The following is a 23805-nucleotide window of genomic DNA, read 5'->3' as shown; positions in this document are numbered from 1 at the left end:
GCGATGGCGTTGTTCGATCTTAAAGGCCGACTTGCGCTCGTCACCGGCTCCGGGAAGGGCATCGGCTTCGGTCTTGCCCGTGGGCTCGGGCAGGCCGGAGCGCGGATCGTCCTGAATGGCCGCGACGAGAGGAGGCTGTCAGAAGCAGCGCGAATGCTGCGCGACGAAGGCCTCGACGTCGAAGTGGTGTCCTTTGACGCCTCCGATCATGCAGCGGTGGCAGCCGCGGTCGAGCACATCGAGGCGAAGATCGGCGCGATTGAGATCCTTATCAACAACGCCGGCATGCAGTTCCGCTCTCCGCTGGAAGACTTCCCCGTCGAGAAGTGGTCGGAGTTGATGCGCACCAACATCGACACGGCCTTCTATGTCGGCCAGGCGGTAGCCCGGCGGATGATTGGCAGAGGCCGCGGGAAGATCATCAACATAGCTTCGGTGCAGAGCGAGCTCGCCCGGCCCGGCATCGCGCCCTACACGGCGACAAAGGGCGCCATCAAGCAGCTCACGAAGGGCATGTGCACCGATTGGGCGAAGCACGGGCTTCAGATCAACGCCATTGCGCCGGGCTACTTCAGGACCGAACTCAACCAGGCTCTCGTGGACAGCGCGGAGTTCTCCGCCTGGCTCGAAAAGCGAACGCCTGCGGGCCGCTGGGGCGACGTGGAAGAGCTCGTCGGCGCGGCCGTGTTCCTCGCCTCGGACGCGTCCTCCTTCGTGAACGGTCACACTCTCTATGTTGATGGGGGCATCACGGCCTCGCTGTGACTGCAGGCCCAACTCAACGGAAGGCGAGGTGGACCTTCATGGCCGAGCGGCGGTCGCCCGCTGCCTCGAAGGCCGCGACGGCATCATCCACCGGATAGGTGCGGGTCAGCAGTGGCCGTAGGTCGAGCCGGCGCGAGCCGATGAGCTTCGCGGCAAGGCGAAACTCTTCCACGAAGCGGAAGGAGCCTTTCAGCTCCAGCTCCTTGGCAACGACCGAGTTGATGGGAAAAGCCACCTCGGCTCCCGCAATGCCTAGTTGAACGATGGTCGCTCGTGGCCGCATTGCCGGCAAGGCGGCGCGGATGGCTGTCTCGTTGCCGGAGCACTCGAACAGGACATCGAAGGTGCCCTTGCCGGCAGCGTAGGCCGCCAGCTGGTCCGGAGAGGTCGATACCTCGATCGCACGGTCGGCGCCGAGCCTGCGCACGATCTCGAGGGGCTCCGGAAGCACATCGGTCGCCACAATCTCCTCCGCGCCGAGATGCCGGGCCACGGCTACGGCGAGGGCCCCGATTGGGCCTGATCCGGTGACCAGCACGCGCTTCTGCAGCAACGAGCCCGACTGGCGAGCGGCATGAAGAACGACGGCGAGCGGCTCGCAGAGCGCCAGCTCCTCGTACGACACGTCACTGGGCGCAATCTCGCACTGTCCGGCATCGCAGACGAGCTCGTCGCGGAAAGCCCCTTGCACATGCGGCCAGGGCATCGCGCTGCCGTAGAATCGCATGTTCTCGCAGTGGTTCGCCAGGCCTTCGAGGCAGTAGCGGCATGCACGGCAGGGGCGGCTCGGATTGATGGCGACGCGATCGCCGACGGCGACGGCTGTAACGTCCGGCGCGACCGCCCGGACGACGCCTGATGCCTCATGCCCGAGCACCATCGGCGCCTTTACGCGCACCGCTCCGAAGCCGCCGTGCCGGTAGTAGTGCAAGTCCGAGCCGCAAATGCCGCCGGCCTTCACGGCCACCCTGACCTGGCCGGGGCCCATAAGCTCGTCTGGGACGTCCTCGACCCGAAGCTGGTGAGGCGGATGGATGACGACGCTTCTCATGATGCGCTCTCAGCCCGGCATTCGCCGCAACTCGAGCTACATGATTTCACCCGGTGCCACGCGACGTCAAACCTTGTGGTCAGCAGCGCGCCATGAGCGGACTCCAGATGCCTGCCCGAAAGCGGACGTTAGGCTCAGTAGGCGAGAAAGCGGCCCGCAGTAACGACGCCGAACCACGTGGAGACGGATAGCAGCGCCGCGGGTTTCGCCGCCGCGGGAGGTGCCTCCCCGAGATCCCAGCTTTCGACCGTCCTGTAGATTCCTCGATGGAAGATCAGGATGTTCAGCCCGGCGAGCGCGATCAGGCCAAACTTCCAGGGCGCGGCCGGGCTCGACGCCACAGCCAGCCCGTTCCCGACGAACATCGCGACCCCAGTTAGGGCGACAATCGCGAAGCCGACACGTGAGACGGGGAGCAGGTAGCGTGTTGCCAGCGTCACCGGCACCGCGTTCCGGCCCACACCCAGCAAACGGAGGTCGACCGCGACCGCCGAGCCGATGAGGAGCGCCAGCCCGATTATGTGGCCACTCTCCAGCACGGCGTAGAGGAACGGCGTCGCCCGGACCGTTGAGCCAAGCCAGGACTGCTCCAGCAGCCCAAGCATGTCGGAAAGGCACTCCATGGCTATCGCGCGGGTTCCGGTCGCGCGGGAACGACGTCAGCTGCTGCCAGACGCCCTGGCCGTCGGCGAGCCAGAACATGACCGGGCGGAGGTCGTGCCCGCCACGGGCGTCCAGGAAGCCGACGGCCTCGATGCGCTCCCCCGCTTGAAGCGGACGATTGAGCCCCCAGCGCGCCATCCATTCCGGGCCGGCGAGCACGAGGTGCAGTTCCCGATGCCGCCCATCGTACGGGCGAGCCGACGCCATGGTCAGGCGAGCGTTCCGCTCGTTCGCGCCGGGCGGAAGCTGCCGACCCGCCCAGTTTGCGGGAAGTCCGGCCTTCTCGACCCGCAGCACAGCCTCCCCGTGGGGGTTGCCCCAACGCACGGAGGCGAGAGCACCGGTGACGTAGTAGGCGTAGCGCGTGTCGAACGTTCCCCAGCCATGATGCGCTTGGGCATCCCTCGCGGGGAGGCCCGTCAGAAGAGACGCCGCTCCGAGACCGGTGCCTCCAGCGAGGAGCGTTCGGCGGTTCAGATGAGACATGTTCGATCCTCCTTCAGGTTGCTTGGGCCCGGGGTGCGCGCTTCGTGAGCAGCGGGATGCTGACCAGCGCGGCGCAGAGCACGACAATCGCGCTGACCTCGAACACGGCGCTGTAACCGGCGCCGGAGGCGACAAGGCCAAGGGCTGGACCGGCGATCCCAAGCGCCAGATCGAGACAGGCCGTGTAGGCGCCCATGGCGACGCCGCGGCTCTCGGGTGGAGCAAGGCGGACAGCCTCCAGGCCGAGCCCCGGAAACACCAGCGAGTAGCCGAAACCGGTGAGCGCCGCGCCGAAGGCTGCGAGCCCTCCGGAAGCCGCAAGCCACATGGTGGCGAGCCCGGCCGCTTCCACGACCACGAAGCCTACCGCGACCTTGGCGCCGCCGAGGCGGTCAGGGAGATGCCCGAAGAGGAGCCGAGCGACCATGAGCGCGATCGCGTACGTCGAGAAGGCGAGCCAGACCGGGGTCCAGCCATGCTCGACAAAAAGGAGCGACCCGAATGCCAGGATGGCGCCGAACCCAACGCTGCTCAACGCCGCGCCTAGTCCGGGTAGCCAGATGCGTCCGATCACCGAAGCGATGCGCGGCCGAGCGACTGCGGCGGCAACGGAGCCTCGCAAGGGCCAGAGAAGGGCGAGCGTCAGGAGCCGAGCGACCGAGGTCACGGCAGCCACGGAAGCGAATCCACCGCCCGCGTAGAGCAGGCTCCCGAGCGGGGCTCCGGCGGCGAAGCCGGCGAACATCGCCGTACCCATCCAGGCGATGACCTTGCCTGCGTTCGCCGCTCCGACCCGGGTGAGGCCCCAAGCCGTCGCGCCCGTGATCACGAAGCTCTCGGCGGCACCCAGGAGTGCCCGCCCGGCGAGGAGCACCGCGACAGACACCTCCGGCCGCCCGACGAACGCGAGCAAGGAGAGATAGAGGAGGCCCAAGACGGTGGCCCTGATCAGCCCGGCGACGACGGCCCACTTTGCCCCTCGCGCGTCGGCGGCATGCCCCGACCAGATCCGCGCGATCAGGGAGGCGGCGAACTGACAGCCGGCCACGACCCCGACCACGACAGGCCCGAACCCGAGCCCGTCGCGAACGTGCAGCGGGACCACCGGAAAGGCGAGCCCGATCACCAGGAAGGCGACAAGGACCGCCGCCTTGAGAGGCAAGAGCGCGACGACGACGGACGTTTGTGCGGGCTCGCTCAAACCGAGCGAAGCCGGGACGGCCGCCTGTGGCTGGCCCGTCATGGCTACTTCGCCTGCGCCTCGAACACGGTTTTCGCGGTCGTCATCGCGGAAAAGCCGTTCGGCCAGCCGGCGTAGAAGGCGCTGTGCGAGATGACTTCGCCGATCTCATCCTTCGTCAGGCCGTTGTTCATCCCGATCCGGAGATGGGAGGTCAGCTGAGCCGATTGCCCGTTCGCGATCAGCGACGAGACCGTGACGAGGCTCCGATCACGGGGTGCGAGGTCGGGCCGCAGCCACAGATCCTTGAATAGAAAGTTCGTCGTGTCGGCGACAAGACCCGGCGAGGTCGTGCCGAAGTTGTCTCCCACGTTCTTGGCCCGCGTGGCCTCGGCGGCCTCGTTAAGCGGCAGTGGTGTGGGTACGGCCTTCGGCAGTTGGTCGGGGTCGAAACCGCGCTTCGCGAATGCGTCCTTGACGTGGGGGATGGCGGCGGTCGCGTTCGCCCAGCCCGAGTAGAATGCGAGGTGGGTGACGATCTCGGAGATCTCGGCCGGCTTCACGCCGTTGTCGAGCGCTAGGCTCAGGTAGAACGGCATCTCGACCGTCTGCCCCTTGCCGATGAGGATCGCGAGCGTGACAACGCTGCGGTCGCGGGCGGACAGGCCGGGCCGCTTCCACACCCCCCCGAGCAGTCCGCGCTCGGTGTACTGCGCGAGCGCCGGCGAAACCGCCTGTACGTCTGTCGGCGTGACGGGACTTTGCGCCACAGCGGGGCTGAGCAAGCCGAGTGACAGGAGAGTTGCGGCAACGGTTCTCATGAGCTTGCCTCCGTGGTGTTCGGGGCCGGGTGAGGGCGTCGGGCGTGACCGGCCGAGAGCCAAATCACTTCGCGTATTGCTCGTCGGTGACCTTCTCCATCCAGTCGACGTTCTTGCCGTTGACGGTCTCGGTGATCGCGAGGTGAGTCATGCCGTTCGTGGCCGTCGCGCCGTGCCAGTGCTTCACGCCCGGCGGCGTCCAGATCACGTCACCCGGCTTGATCTCGCGCTTCTGGCCGTTCTCCTCCTGCACCCAGCCCGTGCCGGACGTGACGATGAGAACCTGACCGGCCGGATGGGTGTGCCACGCAGAACGAGAGCCCGGCTCGAAGGTGACATGGCCAGCCGAAACGCGGCTCTCTGGCGCCGCGAACTGCATGTCCACCCGCACCGGGCCGGTGAACGTCGCCTCCGGTCCCTTCACCGACGGCCGCGAACCGTTCGGGAAGATGCGCATGCTTTCGGCCAGGGCCGGAGCCGCTGAGGCCGCGAGCGCCAGGGTAGCCGCGACGGCTGTGTTCATGATCGTCTCCCAAAGTCTGGACGCCGAGCGTCCGTGCCTCATGGGAGATAGCGCGCGCGATTGGCCGTGATTAGACTCGGTTCGATGCATAAACCTAGAAGCTGAGCTTACGAATGCAGCGAGATACGGCGAGCGATCTGGTGGCATTCCTGCTGGTCGCACAGGAGCAGAGCTTCACTCGGGCGGCGGCGAAGCTCGGGGTGTCACAATCCGCGCTCAGTCAGACCGTGAAAGGGCTGGAGGAGCGGCTCGGTGTGCGCTTGCTCACGCGTACGACGCGGCGCGTATCGCCCACCGAAGCAGGGGAACACCTGCTTCGCACCGTAGGGCCACGTTTCGAAGAAGTCGACGCCGCGCTTGCAGCCGTCACGGAGCTGCGCGAGAAGCCAGCCGGCACCATCCGGCTAACATCGACTGAGAATGCCGCGGCGTCGATCCTCTGGCCGGCTATTGAGAGGCTTCTGCCTCAATACCCGGACATCAAGGTGGAGATCGTCATCGACTACGGACTGACAGACATCGTGGCGCAGCGCTTCGACGCGGGCGTTCGAACTGGTGAGACAGTCGCGAGCGGGATGATCTCCGTCCCGATAGGCCCGGACCTGCGTATGGCGGTCGTCGGCGCGCCGTCGTACTTCGCGGGGCGGAAGCCGCCGAAGCATCCGCAGGACCTGACGGACCACAACTGCATCAACCTGCGCCTGCCGACGCATGGCGGCTTCTATGCCTGGGAGTTCGAGAAGTCCGGACGGGAACTCAGCGTCAGGGTCGATGGCCAGCTGATCTTTGGGACATCCCAGTTGATGATCATGGCTGCACGGGCGGGGATTGGGCTCGCCTACCTGACCGAGCAGCAGGTGCGGCCGGATCTGCAGAGCGGGCAGCTGGTGCGCGTTTTGGCGGATTGGTGCCCGCCCTTCTCAGGATATCACCTCTACTACCCGAGCCGTCGCCAGCCGACGCAGGCCTTCGCCCTGTTGGTCGAAGCGCTACGTTACCGCAATTGAGTCATGCTGCCCGAGCTACCAGGAGGCTAGTCTACCTTCGCGGGCCCTGAGCGCGGGAGTACCTGCGTCGTTGCAAGCAAACCGCTTGATCGAAAGCCCGCGATTCACTGAAGCCGGACGAAGTATGTACGCCCGGCGGTTCACTTCTGGGTCGCGCCATGAGCAGACTCCAGGTGCCTGCCCGAAAGCGGACGCGAGCAGCGCAACTCGGTTCCAGCCGCTTCCGACCCTGAGCGGACCTAGGCCGCCATTCGATGTGCGCGTGCATCTGACCCAAGCTTAATGTTGAGTGATCTTAGTAAGTCGTAAGTGACCCGGTCCCGCTACTTGGGCGCCGGGGAACTGCCTCCTCCGGGACTTGCGAGTACCCATGCCGGGCCGTGCAACGTGGAGCTTCCTTGCCCTCGTCTTCACCATCGCAATCTTCTTGGCGTGGTGCTCTGAACAGCCTCGCCTAGATAGGACATCTTGCTCGCCAGTTGAACAGGTCCGAGTGAAGCTCGGCGAGATCAGCTTCGCGATTCCGGCCGCGATGCAGCCGAGCTTCGATCCCGGTACTGTCCGCACCGAGGTTCATCCAGGGCGAAATCCTCTATTTGACTACTGCCAGCGCGCGGATGATGCTCCAGCCGCCGTGACACGCATCTTCGTAGCCGGTCGGCATTTGCAGTCGGCCCCCCAACCTGTGCCCTCGGTTCATTTGCTCCGGCTATCAGTTGCCCACGGGCCGCTACGGCTGATCCCCGACGCGGAATTCGGGCCACGGCTCTTCGTCGAACGCACCATAGTATGGAAGGCGGCCCGGCCAGAGCCGGGAAATCCATGGCTCGGATGGTATCGAATTTCGGGACGGACCGAGGATGGCCTTGCGGTCCTTTTCGATATTGATCGGCACGCGCCCCAGGAGCAGTGGGACGCCATTTTTCGGCGGCTGGAGGCATTCATCACGTCGCTCCGTCGCACATGATGTCGGCTCACCACCCTGTCCGGTCCTTGGGTTGTCACGGCGGCTTCAGCAGCCGCCGTGGGTCTCTCAAAGGTCCGTCTGCTCGGAGAGGACCAAGGCGTCGTCCACCTCGATCCCGAGGTAGCGCACAGTGCTCTCCAGCTTCGTGTGGCCGAGCAGAAGCTGGCAGGCCCGCAGGTTGCCTGTGCGCTTGTACACGAGCGCGACTTTCGTCCGACGCAGGCTGTGGGTGCCGTAGGCCGCCGGATCGAGCCCGATCAGCGCGACCCAGTCGTCCAGCAATCGGCCGTACTGACGCGTGGTGAGGTGATCGCCTGGGCGGCTCCGGCTGGGGAAGAGCCAATCGCTGCCTCGTAGCCCACGAACACGGAGCCAGGACGCGAGCGCCTCCCGCGTTGGTTCAGTCAATTCGAACGGGACGGGCCTGCCGGTCTTCTGTTGCACGATGGTAGTGCGCAGCCGGATCGAGTCGCCGAGGTGGATGTCGGAGACGCGAAGCCGCACCAAGTCACAGCCCCGCAGCTTGCTGTCGATCGCGGCATTGAACATCGCGAGGTCGCGGACGCGGCCTTCGTGCTGCAACCTGGTCCGAATGGCCCAGATATGCTTCGGTTTGAGAGGCGGCTTAGGTCCGATGATCCGGCCGTGGTTCCAGGATCCGCGATTGGCCTCGTGATCTGAACGCATGACACTCTCCTAGGTAGGAGAGGTCAGCATCGCGCTCGGCACGCCGGAGAACTACGGGCGTGCGCCAGAAGCGGAACTTGGGCCAGCGCCCGAGAGCGGACGTTCCAGATTGCCTCCAACTCCGCCATCTGGCTGGCCGGAACATCTGCTTCGAAGCGGACGATCAGGATCTGCCGCCTTACCGGCTCTCATGCCCATCGCTTGTTGCAGGAAGTGGAGTGGTCCCGCCACCCAATCGATAGAGCCGTACCGGCCATTCGCGCGGATGATCGGCGCCGGCGATGTCCGGCGGGTGGTCCATCTGCGGCACTGGGCGCCAGAGGCTGCCGACCCGGTCGAGGAAGGGCGCATCGACCCGGTGGAGCCGCGGGTCCTGGATGATCGTCTACGCGGGAGTGTGATCCGTAAGGCCATCGGAGAGCGGGCGAGGCTGAGCGGCGAATGCTTGCGGATCGTTGGGACAGGGCTGCGTTTCCGGGGGCACGGCAGTGCTCGGTCGAGCCGCAAGGCCCCTCGAGGGACAGATCGGGGCCATCGGGCGGGCGACGTTGCTGCGGCACCCAGCTCGTCGGCGAGATCCGATGGAATTCCTTTCAAACCAGCACCTTGTCGAGGGTGATGGGAAGATCGCGAACGCGCCTGCCGGTGGCATGATGAACCGCGTTGGCAACGGCGGCTGCCACCCCCACGATGCCGATCTCGCCTACGCCTTTGATCCCGAGAGGATTGCTGTCGTCCTGCTCGTCGACGAATATCACCTTGATGTCGTGGATGTCGGCGTTCGCCGGCACATGATACTCGGCAATATTGGCGTTCATGATCCGCCCGAAGCGGTGGTCGATTTGCGTCTCCTCGTGCAGCGCCATCCCGATGCCCCAGACCACGCCACCGAGGATCTGGCTGCCCGCCGTCTTCGTATTCAGGATGCGTCCGGCCGCCACCGCGCTGACGACCCGCGTGACGCGGACCACGCCGAGCTGTTCATCCACCCGCACTTCCACGAAAACCGCGGAATGCGCGTTGTGCGCCCGTGAATCCGGGGATGGGTTCGTCGACCTCACCTGCTCGACGCGGTCCACCCTGCCTTGGCGCATCGCATCGACGATCGACACCGCTCGCGTGGCGTCGCGCCTGCTGACGAGACTGCCCTCCATCAAGACCACGTCACCTGGCTCGGTGCCTGCCAGGGGCGAGCCCGGCGTCCCCTGGGCGAGACGCAGCAATTCGTCCCGAAGCGCATCCGCGGTCGCGGCGATACCGTTCGCCACGGAAGCCGCGATCCACGATCCACCCTCGACCGGCGATTGCGGCAGGCTGGAATCGCCGAGCCGGACGCTGATGTTGTCGAGCGGCAGCCCAAGCATGTCGGCCGCGACCTGCGCCATGATGGTGTAGGTGCCGGTCCCGATGTCCGAGGTCGCACACGCCACCTCGGCGTGCCCGTTTGCCGTCAGAGTGATGCGGACGGTGATCGGCGCCTGCAAAGCTTCCCAGACGCCGGTTGCCATTCCGAGGCCCACCAACTCACGACCGTCGCGCATCGAGCGAGGCTCCGGGTTGCGCCTGTCCCAGCCGAACGCCTCGGCCCCCTCGCGATAGCATTCCCGCAGCGCCTTGCTGCTGTAGGGCTTGTCCTCGTGCTGATCGCGGTCCGAATAGCACCGCAGCCTTAGCTCGACCGGATCGAGCTTCAGCGCGATGGCCAACTCGTCCATCGCGGACTCGAGAGCGAAGAGTGCCGGAGCGGCGCTCGGCGCACGCATGTCGCATGAGGTGGGCAGGTCGAGCCGCGCGAGCCTGTGCGCGTAGCTCGCATGCTCCGACTTGTAGAGCAGCCCCGACCAGCCTGTCTCCTGGCGATGGAAATCCTCATATTGCGACGTCACGGTGACGGCGTCGTGCGTGATCGCGTCCAGCGTTCCGCTTTCGGCGACACCGATCGCGATCCGCTGGATCATCGCAGGCCGGTAACCGAGGGCGTACATCTGCGGACGGGTGAGAACGACCCGCACCGAGCGCCGAAGCGCGCGAGCGGCGAGGACGGCCAGCACCACCTCGTATTGCGGGCGCAGGCCCACTCCGAACCCTCCTCCCATGAAGGGGTTCATGACGCGGACCTGGTCCGCCTCCATGCCGAACACGCTGCAGAGATATCTCTGCACGTTCTGCACGCCCTGCGTCTTGTCATAGACCGTGAGCTTTCCGTCGTCCTCGACCACCACGGTCGCGGCGAAGAGCTCCATTGGATTGTGGTGTTCGATCGGCACGAAATACTCGGCCTCGTGGCGCAGGGCCGCGGCGGCCAATGCCTTGTCCGGGGTTCCCCGCACCTTGGGCGGCGCGAACAGGGCCTCGATCGGGTTTGTCGGATCCTTCACCGGGACCGCAGCGTCGCGGCGGCGGAACATGTCCGTCTCATGCGGCTCCTCGGCGTATTCTACCCGGACGAGGGAGGCCGCCTGGCGCGCGATCTCCGACGTCTCGGCAAGAGCGAGCGCGATCGGCTGGCCGTTGAACATCACCCGATCGTCAAAGAGCGGCCGGAACGGCGACCCGTCCGGGGCCACCTCGTCCTTGTAGGCCTCGAAGCTCTCCGCCATGGGCGGCCGGTTCTCGTGCGTGAGCACCTCGATCACGCCGGGTAGTGCCATCGCCGCGCTGGCGTCGACCCGGACGATGCGGCCCTTCGTGACGGTCGACGTCACGACGCTTGCATGCGCGACCCCGGTAGCCGCGAACTCGGCAGCGTATTTCGCTGCGCCCGTGACCTTTGCGGCCCCGTCGACCCGTGATGTGGCGGTTCCGATATAGGCGGCCATGGCTCTCCTCACGCGATCTTCTTGTCGGCTTGCGACTGCGGAGTGCCCCGCGCCGCCTGCGAGAGCGCGCGTACGAGGACACGCCGCGCGAGATCGATCTTGAACGTGTTGTGGCCGAAAGCCTTCGCGTCGCGCAGGAGGATATCCGCCGCCTGACCGAAGGCTGTGTCGTCGGCCGTCCGGCCGCGGAGCGCCGCCTCGGCCTCGGCATCACGCCAAGGTTTGTGGGCGACCCCGCCGAGCGCGAAGCGTGCGTCCCTGATCCGGTCGCCCTCGAGTTCGAGACCCACCGCCGCGGAAACCAGCGCGAAGGCATAGGAGAGCCGATCACGGATCTTCAGATAGGTGTAGTTCGCGGAAAACCCCTGCGGCGGCAGCTCGACGGAGGTGATCAGCTCGTTCGCGCCCAGATTGGTGTCGCGTTCCGGCGTATCGCCGGGCAGGCGGTGGAACTCCCCGATGGGAACCACGCGTTCGCCCGCCGCGCCCGTCACGTGCACCTTCGCGTCGAGCACGGCGAGAGCCACGCACATGTCCGAAGGATGGACCGCGATGCAGGAATCGCTCGTGCCGAGGATGGCATGGCCGCGATTAAGTCCACCGACGGCGGAGCAGCCGCTGCCCGGCGCGCGTTTGTTGCACGGGGTGACGAGGTCGTAGAAGTAGGCGCAGCGCGTACGCTGGAGCAGGTTTCCGCCGACCGACGCCATGTTGCGGAGCTGCTGCGATGCTCCGGCCAGGATGGCGCTCGACAGCATCGGGTAACGGCGCTCCACCTCCGGGTGGTAAGCCAGATCGGTGTTGCGCACGAGTGCACCGATGCGGAACCCTCCCGCGGCAGTTCCTTCGACGTCCTGGAGCGGCAGCCTGGTGACGTCGATGAGCTTGCCGGGCCGCTCGACGTCCATCTTCATCAGGTCGAACAGGTTCGTTCCGCCCGCAATGAACTTGGCAGTCCCGCCGGAAGCGATCTGCCGCATAGCATCGGCGACGTCGCTGGCGCGTGAGTATTCGAAGCTGATCATGGCTGCCCCATCGCTTGCTGGATGGCCGCGACAATGTTGGGATAGGCACCGCAGCGGCAGAGATTGCCGCTCATCAGCTCGCGGATTTCCGCCGCCGTCTTCGCCCTGCCCTCGGCGATCAGCCCGGCTGCCGAGCAGATCTGACCCGGAGTGCAGTAGCCGCACTGGAACGCGTCGTGGTCGATGAAGGCCTGCTGTAGAGGGTGCAGCTTTCCGTCGATCGCCAATCCTTCGATGGTGGTGACGCTCGCACCGTCCGTCATCACTGCCATCGTCAGGCACGAGACGACCCGTCGGCCATCCACGAGCACCGTGCAGGCACCGCACTGACCCTGGTCACAGCCCTTCTTGGTGCCAGTCAGGTCAAGATGCTCGCGCAACAGGTCGAGTAGCGAGGTTCGCGGATCCAGCCGAAGCGAATGGCGGGTTCCATTGACCGTCAACTCGATCGCGAAGGACGTCGGCGCGCCACGACTCGTTCCAGACGGTTCATGCAGCATGACGTCTTCCTCCACGGTATTCGTTCTTCCCGCACCTGCCGGTCGGACGGGCAGACATCGGCCTCGATCCGCTGAACTAGGCCGACCGTTCCACGCAACCGCCTTCGGTTGCGCTGCGCTCTTCACTCCGGCTCATGTCGGCCGCCAGGTTCAATGCCTTGAGCTTGCCGACACGTTTCGGGGCCTCTCGCAGCCGCTTCTCGTCATCTACGCATACGAACAGGCTGACATCCGACGTGACAGCCGAGACAACTGACAGGCTGTGCAGCCTGAAGGCTCGGGTTATTGGCAGAGGGCCGCGGAGGGTGAGGCGAAGGCGGATCCGACTCCGCGACGAGCCAATGGGTGCGAGACCCTGAAAATGTGAGGGCTGCCCGATGCTGACGAAGCGCAGGAGCGGCGAAGCGAGCCGCGCGAAGCTCCAGGCCACGGCCGCCGGCCTCTCCTCGGGAACGATGGACCGCCGCTCCCTCCTTCGCCGATCCGGGCTTGCGGTCGCCGGCCTTGCGGCTCTTGGACCCGTCCAGCCCGGTTTGATCCGGCAGGCCGAGGCGGCCGGCACGTCCGTGAGCGGCCCGCAGGTGACGATCAAGAAGAACATCTGCACCCACTGCGGTGGGCTGCACGGTGACGGCGGAGGTCGTGAACGGCGTCTGGGTCGGCCAGGAGCCCTCGTGGGAATCGCCGATCAACCGCGGCACGCACTGCGCCAAGGGCGCCGCGATCCGCGAGGTCGTCCAGGGAGAGCGCCGGCTGAGATACCCGGTGAAGCTCGAGAAGGGCCAGTGGCAGCGCGTCAGCTGGGACCAGGCGATTAACGAGATCGGCGACAAGCTTCTCGAAATTCGTCAGAAGTACGGCGCCGATTCCGCCTATTGGCTCGGCTCGGCCAAGTACACCAACGAAGCCGCCTATCTCCTGCGTAAATTCGGCGCCTTCTGGGGCACGAACTCGGTCGATCACCAGGCGCGCATCTGTCACTCGACCACGGTTGCGGGCGTCGCCAACACCTGGGGCTACGGCGCCCAGACGAATTCCTACAACGACATCCGCAACGCCAAGACCATGTTCATCATGGGCGGCAATCCGGCCGAGGCGCACCCGATCTCCATGCAGCACGTGCTCGCCGGCAAGGAGCTCAACAACGCCAACCTCGTCGTCATCGATCCCCGCTTCACCCGCACGGCCGCTCACGCCACGGAGTATGTCCGCCTGCGCTCGGGCACGGACATCCCGGTCATCTGGGGTATCCTCTGGCACATCTTCCAGAACGGCTGGGAGGACAAGGACTTCATCCGCCGGCGCGTCTACGGGATGGACGACGTCCGCACGGAGGTTGCGAAGTGGGCGCCCGACGAGGTCGAGCGCGTCACGGGCGTGCCCGGCGAGCAGCTGAAGCGCCTCGCCTACCTCTTCTCGCACGAGAAGCCCGCCACCCTCATCTGGTGCATGGGCGCGACCCAGCACACTGTCGGGACCGCGAACGTGCGTGCCTTCTGCATCCTGTGTCTCGCGACCGGCAATGTCGGGAAGCCCGGCACCGGCGCGAACATCTTCCGCGGCCACACCAACGTGCAGGGCGCGACCGATCTCGGCCTCGATGTAACGACCCTGCCGCTCTATTACGGCCTGGTCGAGGGCGCATGGCGGCACTGGGCGCGCGTCTGGGACGTCAGCTACGACTGGCTGCAGTCGCGGTTCGACGAGGTGCCGGCGAAGGCCGGCCGCCCCGCCCGCACCCGCAAGCAGAACATGGAGGCCCCGGGCATCACCTCGACCCGGTGGTTCGACGCCGTGAACCTGCCCGAGGACCAGGTCGACCAGAAGGCCAACATCAAGGCCATGATGGTGTTCGGCCACGGCGGCAACACCGTCACCCGCATCCCCGAGGCGGTCGAGGGCGTCAACAAGCTCGAACTGCTCGTGGTCGCCGACCCGCATCCGACGAGCTTCGCCACGATGGGCGATCGCAAGGACGGGGTCTATCTCCTGCCGATCTGCACCTCGCTCGAGATGGAAGGCTCGCGCACGGCCTCCAACCGCTCGCTCCAGTGGGGCGAGCAGATCGTGAAGCCCGCCTTCGAGTCCAAGAACGACTACGAGTTCATGTACCTGCTCGCGAAGAAGCTCGGCTTCGCGGAGGATCTGTTCAAGAACATCAAGGTCGAGAACAACGTGCCTTCCGCGGAGGACATCCTCCGTGAGATCAACCGTGGCGGATGGTCCACCGGCTATTGCGGGCAGTCGCCCGAGCGCCTGAAGGCCCATATGAAGAACCAGCACAAGTTTGACCTGGTGACGCTGCGCGCGCCGAAGGACGATCCGGAGGTCGGCGGCGACTATTACGGCCTGCCCTGGCCGTGCTGGGGCAAGCCCGAGATCCGCCACCCGGGCTCGGCGATCCTCTACAACACCAACCTGCACGTGAAGGACGGCGGCGGCTGCTTCCGGGCTCGCTTCGGCGTCGAGCGGAACGGCGCGACCCTGCTGGCCGAGGATTCCTACCCGCTCGGCTCCGAGCTGACGGACGGCTATCCCGAGTTCACCTTCGGCATCCTGAAGAAGCTCGGCTGGGACAGGGACCTGACCCCGGAGGAATTGGCGACAATCCAGCGGATCGGCGGCAACAACGTCGATGCCGTGAGCTGGGCGATCGACCTCTCGGGCGGCATCCAGCGCGTCTGCCTCGAGCATGGCGTGATGCATTACGGGAACGCGAAGGCCCGGGCGAATGCCTGGAACCTGCCGGACCCCGTCCCGGTGCATCGCGAGCCGATCTACTCGCCGAAGCCGGAACTCGTCGCGAAGTACCCGACGCGGCCGGACGAGCGGCAGTTCCGCATCCCGAACAACGGCTTCTCGGTGCAGACGGCGGCGGTCGAGAAGAACATCGCCAAATCCTTCCCGATCATCCTCTCGTCCGGCCGTCTGGTCGAATACGAGGGCGGCGGCGAGGAGACGCGGTCCAACCCGTGGCTCGCCGAGCTGCAGCAGGACATGTTCGTCGAGATCAACCCGGTGGACGCGGCCGAGCGCGGCATCAAGGACGGCGGCTGGTGCTGGGTCCTGGGTCCTGAGAACAACGCCAGGATCAAGGTGAAGGCACTCGTCACCGAGCGCGTCGGCAAGGGCGTCGCCTGGATGCCGTACCACTTCGCCGGCTGGTACCAGGGCGAGGATCAGCGCTCCAAATACCCCGCCGGAGCGGACCCTGTCGTCCTCGGCGAAAGCATGAACACCGTCACGACCTATGGCTTCGATCCGGTGACAGGCATGCAGGAACCGAAGGTCACGCTGTGCCAAATCCGGGCGGCCTGAGACGCATCGGCCCCTCCTAGGCCCCGGTTCCTGCACTCAGGCCACGAGTTCTTGAGGTGTGACCGGCGGAGGTCGTCGCGGATTGCACCGCCAGACATTCTGGCGCGACGCGGCGCGTGGTTGTCCTGATCCGCTCGGCGGCTCCGTTGCGGGACTGGGACTGAACCACAAGCTTGTGGCGCAGGCAAAAGACCGGAACCTGGCTCTTGCTTGACGTGTTCCGCCAGCGCCTCGACTACCCGTCCCTCAAGCGCAAGGTGACAGAGCTGCGAGGCCGTTGGAGGGCGGAAACCGTCATCGTGGAGACTGCCAATCCGGGCTTCGCGCTGTGGCAAGAGTTCCGCAATGAGCGGCGGGGCATGCTGGAAGGGTACAAGCCGCTACTCTCCAAGGAGGTGCGGTTCGAGACCCAGCTTGCGAAGATCGAGGACGGAAAAGTTGCGCTTCTCCGCGAGGCGCACTGGTTGCCCGAGTTCAAGCGAGAGCTGCAGGGGTTCCCGCAAATGCGGCACGACGACCAGGTCGACAGTGTCTCGCAGTTTCTCGACTGGACCGGCCGCAGAAACGTGATCCCTGGAATCGAGCGGAGGCTCGGTCGAGGAATGCTCAGGCCACAGAGTGTCAAGCGCCCCGCGCGGGTGGTGCGGTAAAAGGAAACCGCCTGCCGGATGAGGTAATTGGAGGAGTATTGGGAGGTTAGGCCTCTAGGCGCCCTCGTACACGCGCGGCGCAACCTCGTCGGCGCGGCGGCCTTTGCGGTCGCGCCCCGGCATCGATGCCGTGACCTCGGACTGGATCTCGTGCAGTTGGCGGACCGCCTCCGCGTGGTCGAGCGTCAGTACGCGTCCGTTCTCGACGACCCTGCGGCCGCCGACATAGATGTCCTTCACGGCCCGGTCGGCCGCGCTGTACACGAGGCTGCGGATCGGATCGTAAAGCGGCAGCATCATGGGATGGGTCGCGTCGGCGACCAGGATGTCGGCCTTCGCGCCTGGCGCGAGGCGGCCGATGTCCCGGCGCCCGAGCGCTTCCGCCCCGCCGATTGTCGCGGCGTCGAAGGCGTCGGCCGTGGTGACGGAGAACATGTGCTCGTCCGCGATGCGGGCGTTGGTCGCCGCGATCCTGATCTCCTCCAGCATGTTGTGCGGGTGGGTGTCGGTGCCGATTCCGACCGTGATCCCGGCTCGGCGGTAGCTGCCGAGGCTCTCCAGCAGCACGCCGTAGCGGGCGAACACAACCGGGCAATGCGAGACGGACGAGCCGCTCTCCGCCAGGATCCCGAGGTCAGAGCGGGTGTGCCAGTGCAGCCAGGAATGATGGTCCAGGAAGATGGCGTGCCCGATGATGGTGCCCGGGCCGAGCACGCCGAGCTTCGCCAGCCACTGGATCGGGGTCTGTCCGGTCCCGCGGGTCATCTCCTGGAATTCGAGAACGGCCATGCCGGCATGCAGGTGGTACGGCCAGCCGCGCTCCTGGGCGACGGCGTGGCTCTGCCGGAGGAGATCGGGCGAGACGGTGTCGACCGCCATCGGGGACATCATCGGCGAGAGCAGTCCCGAACGGTCGCTTTCGACCACTTCGAGGACATCGAGAGCACGCCGGTAGGCACCCTCCCCGCCATCGTCCGACCACTCGTAGCGCACCGCGTGGTCGCTTTCGGCCACTACGCGGGCGGAATCGAACAATGGGCTGACGAACGACCGTATCCCGCTCCGCGCCACCGTCTCGACCCAGCCCGGAAACGGGTAGGACATGTCGACATAGGTGGTGACGCCGCTCAACAGCATCTCACTAATGGCGACCGTGCAGCACACGGACCGCCGCTCGATCGGCGGCATGAACAGGCCCCATCCCTCGTAGAGGCCGCTGAAGTAGAAGTTCGGGTTGCCGAGATCTTCGCGCACGCCGCGGAAGGTGGGCATGGATCCGGTATGCGTGTGGATGTTGACCAGGCCCGGCAGCAGGCACATGCCGCCGGCATCGATCTCCTCGTCGCAGCGGCCCTCGAAGCGGGCGGCCGAGGCGTGGATGACCGTGTCGCCCTGGAAGGCGAGGTCGCCGCCGCGGACGTAGCGGTGCCGGCCGGCGCCCTCGTCCCAGGCGACCAGCCAATCCGCGGCGCGGAAACAGGTGATAGGGGCGTTCACGATCGCGTCTCCATTCTCGGCAGGACAGTGCAGGCCGACGGCCTCAGCTCGATGCAGACCGGTGTCCCGGGATCCAGCAGTTCCGCATCCGCCTCGTCCGACACCCGCCGGGACACCTTGAGCTTCAAGCTCCCGAGGTCGACCAGGTAGAGGGCGTCGTCGCCGAGGAAGCTCGCATCCTCGACCCGGCCCTCGATCGCACCGTCGCAGCCGACCCCGCGCCGGCTCAGCCCGATCTCCGAGGACCGGATGACGAGGTCGACGATGTCGCCCGGCGCCAGCGCGCCTGCCGAGCCGGCGCCGAGTCGGCCGTCGACCACATGGCCGCCCACCAGCGACACGCGGCACGTACCGGCCTCGGACGCTTCGGCTAGCGTCGCCGGAAGGATGTTCGCCTGGCCCATGAAGCCGGCGACGAACTGGTTCGCCGGGTGCCGAAATACCTCGGCCGGCGGCCCCTTCTGCTGCACCCGGCCCTCGTGCATCACTACGATCTCGTCGGACATGGCGAGCGCCTCCTGCTGGTCGTGCGTGACCAGGATCGTCGTCAGGCCGAGCTGCCGCTGGATCAGCTTGATCTCCAGGCGCATCTGCTCGCGCAGGTTGGCGTCCAACGCCGAGAGCGGCTCGTCGAGGAGGAGGAGGTCGGGCTCGAAGACCACGGCCCGCGCCAGCGCCACGCGCTGCTGCTGGCCGCCGGAGAGCTGGCTCGGCAGCCGCGTCTCGAAGCCGTCCAGGCGCACCATCTCGAGCGCCCGCCGGACGCGCGTCTCGGCCTCCTGCCCCGTGATGCCGCGATATTTCAGCCCGAACCCGACATTGTCCCGGACGGTCTTGTGCGGGAACAGCGCATAGTTCTGGAACACGATCCCGATGTTCCGCTTGTGGATCGGCACGTCCCGCATCGGCCGGCCGTTCACCTCGATCTCGCCGGCGCTCGGTTCCTCGAGGCCGGCGATCATGCGCAGGAGCGTCGTTTTTCCGCAGCCGGACGGTCCGAGAAGGCTCGTCAGGCTGCCCGGCGGAAGCGCGAGATCGACACCGCTGACCGCCCTCACGCTGCCGAACGACTTCACCAGGCTGGAGATCCGGACCGAAGCGGCGGGCGAGGAGCCCGCCGCGTCCCGAGCCGGAGACGACGCTCGCTTGAGCATCAGAAGCCCTTCTCGATCCTGGAATACATCGGCTTCCAGTCCTTCTCGTACTTCGTCCAGTAGTTCGGATCGGCGAAGACGTAGCGCTCGAGCGTGCCCGTGGGATCGTAGTTCGGCAGGCGCTTGATCTTCTCCGGCATCGGCACCTTGTTCGGGTCGAAAGGCGTCGGGTAAAGCTGCGCCTCGCCGATCGCGATCCCGACCTCCGGCTCGAGCAGGAAGTTGAGGAATCGCTCGCAGGCCCCGACCGGCGAGCCCTTCAGCACGAGCATGTCGCCGCCCCAGCAGTAGGCCTTGTTGAAGTCTACGTAGCCGATATGCGGCGAGCGCTCGATCAGCGCGGCGGCGCGGCCGGACCAGATATCCGCCGCATATACCTCGCCGGAGGCGAGCAGTTCCATCGATTCCGCCCCGGAGCTCCAGTACTTTTTCACGAGCCCCCGGTTTTCGCGGATCGCTGCCCAGACCTTGTCCAGGTCCTTGATGTCGTTGCCGTCCTGCCGGGTCTGGGCGGCCGCGATCCACATCCGGGTCTGGAAATCGTTGTGGCCCGAGAGCTTGCCCTTGTACTTCGGATCGAGAAGCAGGTTCTCCCGCTTAGCCTTCGCCTCGTCGTGCGAGATGAAATTCGAATTGTAGGCGATGCCTGTATTGCCGTAGGTGTAGGGCACGGCGGACAGCCCGTCCGGCGTGATCTTGCGGAACGGCTCGAGCAGGGCCGGGATCACGTTCTTGATATTCGGGATGTTGCCTTCGTTCAGCGTCACGCCGAAGCCGGCGTCAATCCAGCGCTTGTACCAGCTGAGCCCGGCGGAGCTGATGACGTTGTAGTCGCCCGGCCGTCCTGCCTTGGCCTTGGACAGGATCTCCTCCTCCAGGCCGAACGTGCCCTCGACGACCTTGATTCCGGTCGTCTTCTCGTAGGGCGTGATCGCGGTCCGGCGGATCGCCTCGGACACGACGCCGCCCCAGCTGTCGAAGCGGATCTGCTTGACGGCGTCGCCGCCGGCCTGGGCCATGGCACGCAGTGGCCCGCCGACCACGCCGGCGGCGAGGCCAGCGAAGCCGAGCAGAGACAAGAAGGTGCGGCGGTCGATCTGCCCGTCGCGGTAGCGATCGAGCAGGACGTCGAGGCGTTGCGGGTCTTCGGGACGCATGGTCGTGTCTCCTCTGGCTTGCGGCTTCTAAATCGGGGCTAAGTGTGACCGCGCCCGCCCGGGGATGGCTTGCGTCCGGGCAGCGTTCGCCCGATCAGCCCTGCCATCAGCCCGAGCCCGACGGTCATGACGATCATCACCGTCCCGAGGGCGTTGATCTCCGGGCTCACCGAATCCTTGAGCATCGAGAAGATCTGGGTCGGTACCGTCTCGGTCCCGGCCGGACGCCAGAAGAGCGAGGCCGTGAGGTTGTCGAAGGAGATCGTGAAGGAGAACAGGAGCGCCGCCACGATAGCCGGCATGGCGAGCGGCAGCGTGACCTCCCGGAACGCCGCGAAGGGTGGAGCGCCGAGGCTGCGTGCGGCCTCCTCGTAGACCCGGGTGGTGCCGGCGAGCCTCGCCTGGATCACCAAGGTCGCGAACGGGATCGTGAGCAGCGTGTGGCCTGCGAGCAGGAGACCGAATGTGCGCGGCAGGTCGGCCGCACGCAGGAGCAGGAGGAGCCCTACTGCGAGCACGGTCTCGGGTACGAGCAGCGGCGCGGTGAGCAGGGCGGAGATCGGCCTGCGGAACCGCACCCGGTGACGCACGAGCGCGAGCGCCGCCATGAGGCCGACCGCCGTGCCGATCAGGGCGCTCAGGGCGCCGAGCGCGAGAGAGGTCGCAAAGGCGCTGACGATGGCGCCATTCTCCCAGAGCTTGGCGAACCAGCGCAGGGAGATCCCCCGCATAGGGAAGGCGCCGAATGTCGAGTCGTTGAAGGACAGCAGCACGACGACTAGTATCGGGGCGAATAGGAACACGTAGACCAGCGCCGTCGCGCAGATCAGGAGGCGCCAGGCCCAGCGCCCTTCCCGGGCGAGGCCGCTCACGACAGCCCCCTGGCGAGGCGATCCACCCCGAAGAACCGATTGTAGATGAGGAGCAAGGCGGCAAGGATCACCGTGAGCGCGATCGCGAGCGTCGCGCCGAGCGGCCAATTCAGCTCTGTCATCACCGCCGAGTAGATGAGGTTGCCGAACAGGAAGTCGCCCGGCCCGCCTAAAATCAGTGGCGTCACGTAGGATCCGGCTGCCAGCACGAAGGCGAGCAGCGCGGCCGTGGCGACGCCAGGCAGCGACAGCGGTAGCGTCACCTGGAGGAAGGCCTGGAAGCTCGACGCGCCGAGCGTCCGGGCGGCTGGGACCAGGTTTGCGTCGATCCCCTCCAGCGCTACGAAGATGTTCAGGATTGTGAACGGCAGGAGGAAGTGGACGAGGCCCATCACGACGGCCGCCTCGCGGTAGAGCAGCTCAAGAGGCGCGTCGATCAGGCCGAGCGATATAAGCACGGCATTGATCAGGCCGTTGGCGCCCAACACCTGGATCCAAGACATCGTCCGGATCACGAAGCTGATCCAGAATGGCAGCAGCAGGAGCAGCATCAGCAGCCAGCGGCCGCGCGACCGGGTCGACGCGATGACGAGGGCCGGCACATAGCCGAGCACGACGCTCGCGACGGTCGAGATCAACGCAACCCTAGCCGTCTTCGCCAGACCGTAATGGTAGTACGGGTCGCGGAGGAAGTCGGCCCAGTTCTTCAGCTCGAAGGCAGGACGTTCCACCCCGATGTCGACGTACTCGAAGAAGGAGTACGCGGTCATGACGAGCATCGGCGCGACGAGCAGCACCGCCAACAGGACGAGCGCCGGAGCGAGCAATAGCCACGGACGGTGCGCCGCCGCGGTCACGACCCGAGATCCGTCAGACGCACTGACATGCTAGAATGCCCCGCAGGCTGCCGATGATGCAAAGAAAGTTGCACGGGGCTAGACGCCTGTAAAGCGGCGATGGTACTTGGTTGCCTGAGGTTTCGGTATCGCTTCTTGCGTATAGCCCCTAGTAGCTACAGCAAGTTGCGGTTCAGTTTGTGGTACGTCAGGCACTCGCGCTGCGTGTGCGGGCTGAGGGGGCTGGCATGGCAGGGTTGAGAGAGCGTGCGCTGTGCTGGATCGATGAGGATCGCGAGCTGCTGATCGGCTTCTTCCGCGACTTCGTCCGATGCCAATCGCCCAATCCGCCGGGGGACACGCGCGAGGCGATCGACTTCGTTGCCGCCTATCTCGATCGGGAGGCCCTGCCTTACCGCCGCCATGCCGCGGAGGAGCATCTCCCGAACCTGGTGGGCTCGATCACGTTTCCCCAGCCCGGGCGGCACCTCGTCCTGAATGGCCATGCCGACGTCTTCCCTATCGGCCGGGCCGACCTGTGGGAGCACGATCCCTGGTCGGGCACGATCGCTGACGGGCGGCTGCATGGCCGCGGTTCTGCCGACATGAAGGCCGGCACCACGGCTGCCATCTTCGCCTACCGGTATCTCGCCCGGCTGCATGACGAGCTGACCGGAAAGGTCACCCTGATGATCGTCTCCGACGAGGAGACCGGGGGGCGGTGGGGATCCCAGTACCTCTTGGAGAAGCTGGGCGACGAGGTCACGGGCGATTGCCTCCTGTCCGGCGAGCCGGGTGGCGTTGGCACGATCCGGTTCGGCGAGAAGGGAATCCTGCAATTCTCGATCGATATCCGCACGCGGGGCGCGCATGGCCCCTATGCGCATCTCAGCCCGAGCGCGATCCGCATCGCCGGCGAGCTGATGCGCGAGCTCGATGCCTTGAAGGCATTCAAGGCGAAACTCCCCGATGCGGTGGCGGAGCGGATTACGGGCGAGCGCGCGAGCGCGATTATCAACGAGACCATGGGGCCGGGCACCACGGAGGTGATGGCGGCCGTGACGGTGAATGTCGGGACAATCCGCGGTGGCTCGAAGATCAACATGGTCGCCTCGGATTGCGTCATGGAGGTCGACATCCGCGTGCCGATCGGCGTCGATCGTGATGCGGTCCTGGCCGAGCTGGATCGGATCGTCGCGCGCCATCCCGGGGCGACGGTCGGCGAGCTCCGTCAGGGGAGCGTGCCGAACTATTCCGATCCGACGCACGAGATGGCGGAGCTGATCGCGGCTAACGTCCAGAGCCTCGGCTGGCCGGAGCCGATCCGCATCCCGATGCTGGCCGCCTCCGATTGCAGGATGTGGCGCGAGCGGGCCGTGCCGGCCTTCGTGTACGGCCCGTCGCCTAAGAACGTGAGCGCGCCCAACGAATCCGTGCTGATCGAGGAATTCCTGCACGCGGTCCGGGTGCATACGCTGTGCGCGATCGACTACCTGTCGAAGGACAGGAGCTGGTCCGAGGTACGCACGCGCGAGGCGTGACGCGCGTGCGCGGAGCTACTCCCCTCGCGGGTCTCGGCCAGGCAGGTGCGTGGCGCTGATGCTGCCGTTAAAGTCGGACGCAGCCGGCGAAAGCCGGGCGGAAGCCCCGTACCGGATCGGCGAGTCCGTGCTCAGGCGCGAGGACCTGCGCTTCGTCACGGGGCGCGGGCGCTATGTCGCCGACCAGAAGGCGGAGGGCGAGCTTCACGCCGTCTTCGTCCGCAGCCCGCACGCCCATGCGAAGATCCTGCGGATCGATGCCGGCCGCTCGCGAGGCATGGCGGGC

The 23805-nt window shown here is 66.3% G+C and carries 20 protein-coding genes and 1 pseudogene; 7 read left to right on the top strand and 14 right to left on the bottom strand.

The window, feature by feature from the left end; genetic code table 11:
* Positions 1-3: 3 nt before the first annotated feature.
* Entirely contained in the window at positions 4-765 is a 762-nt protein-coding gene (locus tag ACO2SS_RS25130; RefSeq protein WP_423280601.1) for an SDR family oxidoreductase, read from the top strand.
* 13 nt (positions 766-778) lie between these two features.
* Here ACO2SS_RS25130 and ACO2SS_RS25125 read toward each other — a convergent pair whose 3' ends face one another.
* The 5 genes from ACO2SS_RS25125 to ACO2SS_RS25105 all read right to left on the bottom strand — a co-directional run bounded on the left by ACO2SS_RS25125 (position 779) and on the right by ACO2SS_RS25105 (position 5489).
* Positions 779-1816 carry an L-idonate 5-dehydrogenase gene (locus ACO2SS_RS25125; protein ID WP_423280600.1) on the bottom strand — a complete coding sequence of 346 codons (1038 nt, stop codon included), beginning with the start codon at positions 1814-1816 and terminating at the stop codon, positions 779-781.
* A 134-nt stretch (positions 1817-1950) separates the two neighbouring features.
* Positions 1951-2421 carry a DUF6644 family protein gene (locus ACO2SS_RS25120; protein WP_423280599.1) on the bottom strand — a complete coding sequence of 157 codons (471 nt, stop codon included), beginning with the start codon at positions 2419-2421 and terminating at the stop codon, positions 1951-1953.
* 557 nt (positions 2422-2978) lie between these two features.
* A complete protein-coding gene (locus tag ACO2SS_RS25115) occupies positions 2979-4208 on the bottom strand; it encodes an arabinose transporter (RefSeq protein WP_423280598.1) in 1230 nt (409 codons plus the stop codon).
* Positions 4209-4210: 2 nt separating this feature from the next.
* Positions 4211-4966: a carboxymuconolactone decarboxylase family protein gene (locus tag ACO2SS_RS25110; RefSeq protein WP_423280597.1), complete on the bottom strand. Its 756-nt coding sequence runs from the start codon at positions 4964-4966 to the stop codon at positions 4211-4213.
* Between the two features lie 64 nt (positions 4967-5030).
* Positions 5031-5489 carry a (R)-mandelonitrile lyase gene (locus ACO2SS_RS25105; RefSeq protein ID WP_423280596.1) on the bottom strand — a complete coding sequence of 153 codons (459 nt, stop codon included), beginning with the start codon at positions 5487-5489 and terminating at the stop codon, positions 5031-5033.
* A 113-nt stretch (positions 5490-5602) separates the two neighbouring features.
* Between ACO2SS_RS25105 and ACO2SS_RS25100 the strand changes: the two genes are divergently transcribed.
* Complete coding sequence (locus ACO2SS_RS25100; RefSeq protein ID WP_423280595.1) at positions 5603-6496, top strand: LysR family transcriptional regulator; 894 nt, start codon at positions 5603-5605, stop codon at positions 6494-6496.
* Between the two features lie 493 nt (positions 6497-6989).
* Entirely contained in the window at positions 6990-7463 is a 474-nt protein-coding gene (locus ACO2SS_RS25095; RefSeq protein ID WP_423280594.1) for a hypothetical protein, read from the top strand.
* Between the two features lie 66 nt (positions 7464-7529).
* Here ACO2SS_RS25095 and ACO2SS_RS25090 read toward each other — a convergent pair whose 3' ends face one another.
* The 4 genes from ACO2SS_RS25090 to ACO2SS_RS25075 form a co-directional block, all read right to left on the bottom strand.
* Positions 7530-8150, bottom strand: coding sequence for a tyrosine-type recombinase/integrase (locus tag ACO2SS_RS25090; protein WP_423280593.1), 621 nt, complete (start codon positions 8148-8150; stop codon positions 7530-7532).
* 593 nt (positions 8151-8743) lie between these two features.
* Positions 8744-10969 carry a xanthine dehydrogenase family protein molybdopterin-binding subunit gene (locus ACO2SS_RS25085; RefSeq protein WP_423280592.1) on the bottom strand — a complete coding sequence of 742 codons (2226 nt, stop codon included), beginning with the start codon at positions 10967-10969 and terminating at the stop codon, positions 8744-8746.
* Positions 10970-10977: 8 nt separating this feature from the next.
* Positions 10978-11994: an FAD binding domain-containing protein gene (locus ACO2SS_RS25080; RefSeq protein WP_423280591.1), complete on the bottom strand. Its 1017-nt coding sequence runs from the start codon at positions 11992-11994 to the stop codon at positions 10978-10980.
* Entirely contained in the window at positions 11991-12494 is a 504-nt protein-coding gene (locus ACO2SS_RS25075) for a (2Fe-2S)-binding protein (RefSeq protein ID WP_423280590.1), read from the bottom strand. Before ACO2SS_RS25075 ends, ACO2SS_RS25080 begins: the two co-directional genes overlap by 4 nt.
* A 377-nt stretch (positions 12495-12871) precedes the next feature.
* On the opposite strand from ACO2SS_RS25075, the pseudogene ACO2SS_RS25070 reads away from it, so the two are divergent.
* Both ACO2SS_RS25070 and terL read left to right on the top strand, forming a co-directional pair.
* Positions 12872-15812: pseudogene (locus tag ACO2SS_RS25070) on the top strand (formate dehydrogenase subunit alpha).
* A 173-nt stretch (positions 15813-15985) separates the two neighbouring features.
* Entirely contained in the window at positions 15986-16462 is a 477-nt protein-coding gene (terL, locus tag ACO2SS_RS25065; protein ID WP_423280589.1) for a phage terminase large subunit, read from the top strand.
* Positions 16463-16516: 54 nt separating this feature from the next.
* On the opposite strand, the gene ACO2SS_RS25060 is transcribed toward terL, so the two are convergent.
* The 5 genes from ACO2SS_RS25060 to ACO2SS_RS25040 are packed head-to-tail and all read right to left on the bottom strand — an operon-like array spanning position 16517 to position 21999.
* Positions 16517-17959 (bottom strand): amidohydrolase family protein, encoded by a 1443-nt coding sequence (locus tag ACO2SS_RS25060; protein ID WP_423280588.1) that lies wholly within the window; start codon positions 17957-17959, stop codon positions 16517-16519.
* Positions 17956-19113: an ABC transporter ATP-binding protein gene (locus ACO2SS_RS25055; protein ID WP_423280587.1), complete on the bottom strand. Its 1158-nt coding sequence runs from the start codon at positions 19111-19113 to the stop codon at positions 17956-17958. Before ACO2SS_RS25055 ends, ACO2SS_RS25060 begins: the two co-directional genes overlap by 4 nt.
* On the bottom strand, positions 19113-20270 hold the full coding sequence (locus tag ACO2SS_RS25050; protein ID WP_423280586.1) for an ABC transporter substrate-binding protein: 1158 nt from the start codon (positions 20268-20270) through the stop codon (positions 19113-19115). The genes ACO2SS_RS25055 and ACO2SS_RS25050 overlap by 1 nt, the downstream gene beginning before the upstream one ends.
* A gap of 38 nt (positions 20271-20308) precedes the next feature.
* On the bottom strand, positions 20309-21142 hold the full coding sequence (locus ACO2SS_RS25045; protein ID WP_423280585.1) for an ABC transporter permease: 834 nt from the start codon (positions 21140-21142) through the stop codon (positions 20309-20311).
* A complete protein-coding gene (locus tag ACO2SS_RS25040; protein ID WP_423280584.1) occupies positions 21139-21999 on the bottom strand; it encodes an ABC transporter permease in 861 nt (286 codons plus the stop codon). The genes ACO2SS_RS25045 and ACO2SS_RS25040 overlap by 4 nt, the downstream gene beginning before the upstream one ends.
* A 227-nt stretch (positions 22000-22226) precedes the next feature.
* Between ACO2SS_RS25040 and ACO2SS_RS25035 the strand changes: the two genes are divergently transcribed.
* Complete coding sequence (locus ACO2SS_RS25035; protein ID WP_423280583.1) at positions 22227-23519, top strand: M20/M25/M40 family metallo-hydrolase; 1293 nt, start codon at positions 22227-22229, stop codon at positions 23517-23519.
* Positions 23520-23577: 58 nt separating this feature from the next.
* A partial coding sequence (locus tag ACO2SS_RS25030) for a hypothetical protein (protein ID WP_423280582.1) occupies positions 23578-23805 on the top strand: 228 nt, incomplete at its 3' end.

It is taken from the genome of Enterovirga sp. CN4-39 (genome assembly GCF_049446235.1).
Lineage (GTDB): Bacteria > Pseudomonadota > Alphaproteobacteria > Rhizobiales > Beijerinckiaceae > Enterovirga.
This window is presented reverse-complemented; position numbering and strand designations above follow the sequence as displayed.

What these genes read in the sequence shown, in the direction of transcription:
- ACO2SS_RS25115 (WP_423280598.1), bottom strand. Translation starts at nt 4,208, where the DNA reads ATGACGGGCCAGCCACAGGCGGCCGTCCCGGCTTCGCTCGGTTTGAGC.
- ACO2SS_RS25110 (WP_423280597.1), bottom strand. Translation starts at nt 4,966, where the DNA reads ATGAGAACCGTTGCCGCAACTCTCCTGTCACTCGGCTTGCTCAGCCCC.
- ACO2SS_RS25090 (WP_423280593.1), bottom strand. Translation starts at nt 8,150, where the DNA reads ATGCGTTCAGATCACGAGGCCAATCGCGGATCCTGGAACCACGGCCGG.
- ACO2SS_RS25050 (WP_423280586.1), bottom strand. Translation starts at nt 20,270, where the DNA reads ATGCGTCCCGAAGACCCGCAACGCCTCGACGTCCTGCTCGATCGCTAC.
- ACO2SS_RS25085 (WP_423280592.1), bottom strand. Translation starts at nt 10,969, where the DNA reads ATGGCCGCCTATATCGGAACCGCCACATCACGGGTCGACGGGGCCGCA.
- ACO2SS_RS25125 (WP_423280600.1), bottom strand. Translation starts at nt 1,816, where the DNA reads ATGAGAAGCGTCGTCATCCATCCGCCTCACCAGCTTCGGGTCGAGGAC.
- ACO2SS_RS25075 (WP_423280590.1), bottom strand. Translation starts at nt 12,494, where the DNA reads ATGCTGCATGAACCGTCTGGAACGAGTCGTGGCGCGCCGACGTCCTTC.
- ACO2SS_RS25080 (WP_423280591.1), bottom strand. Translation starts at nt 11,994, where the DNA reads ATGATCAGCTTCGAATACTCACGCGCCAGCGACGTCGCCGATGCTATG.
- ACO2SS_RS25055 (WP_423280587.1), bottom strand. Translation starts at nt 19,113, where the DNA reads ATGCTCAAGCGAGCGTCGTCTCCGGCTCGGGACGCGGCGGGCTCCTCG.
- ACO2SS_RS25105 (WP_423280596.1), bottom strand. Translation starts at nt 5,489, where the DNA reads ATGAACACAGCCGTCGCGGCTACCCTGGCGCTCGCGGCCTCAGCGGCT.
- ACO2SS_RS25130 (WP_423280601.1), top strand. Translation starts at nt 4, where the DNA reads ATGGCGTTGTTCGATCTTAAAGGCCGACTTGCGCTCGTCACCGGCTCC.
- ACO2SS_RS25035 (WP_423280583.1), top strand. Translation starts at nt 22,227, where the DNA reads ATGGCAGGGTTGAGAGAGCGTGCGCTGTGCTGGATCGATGAGGATCGC.
- ACO2SS_RS25100 (WP_423280595.1), top strand. Translation starts at nt 5,603, where the DNA reads ATGCAGCGAGATACGGCGAGCGATCTGGTGGCATTCCTGCTGGTCGCA.
- ACO2SS_RS25120 (WP_423280599.1), bottom strand. Translation starts at nt 2,421, where the DNA reads ATGCTTGGGCTGCTGGAGCAGTCCTGGCTTGGCTCAACGGTCCGGGCG.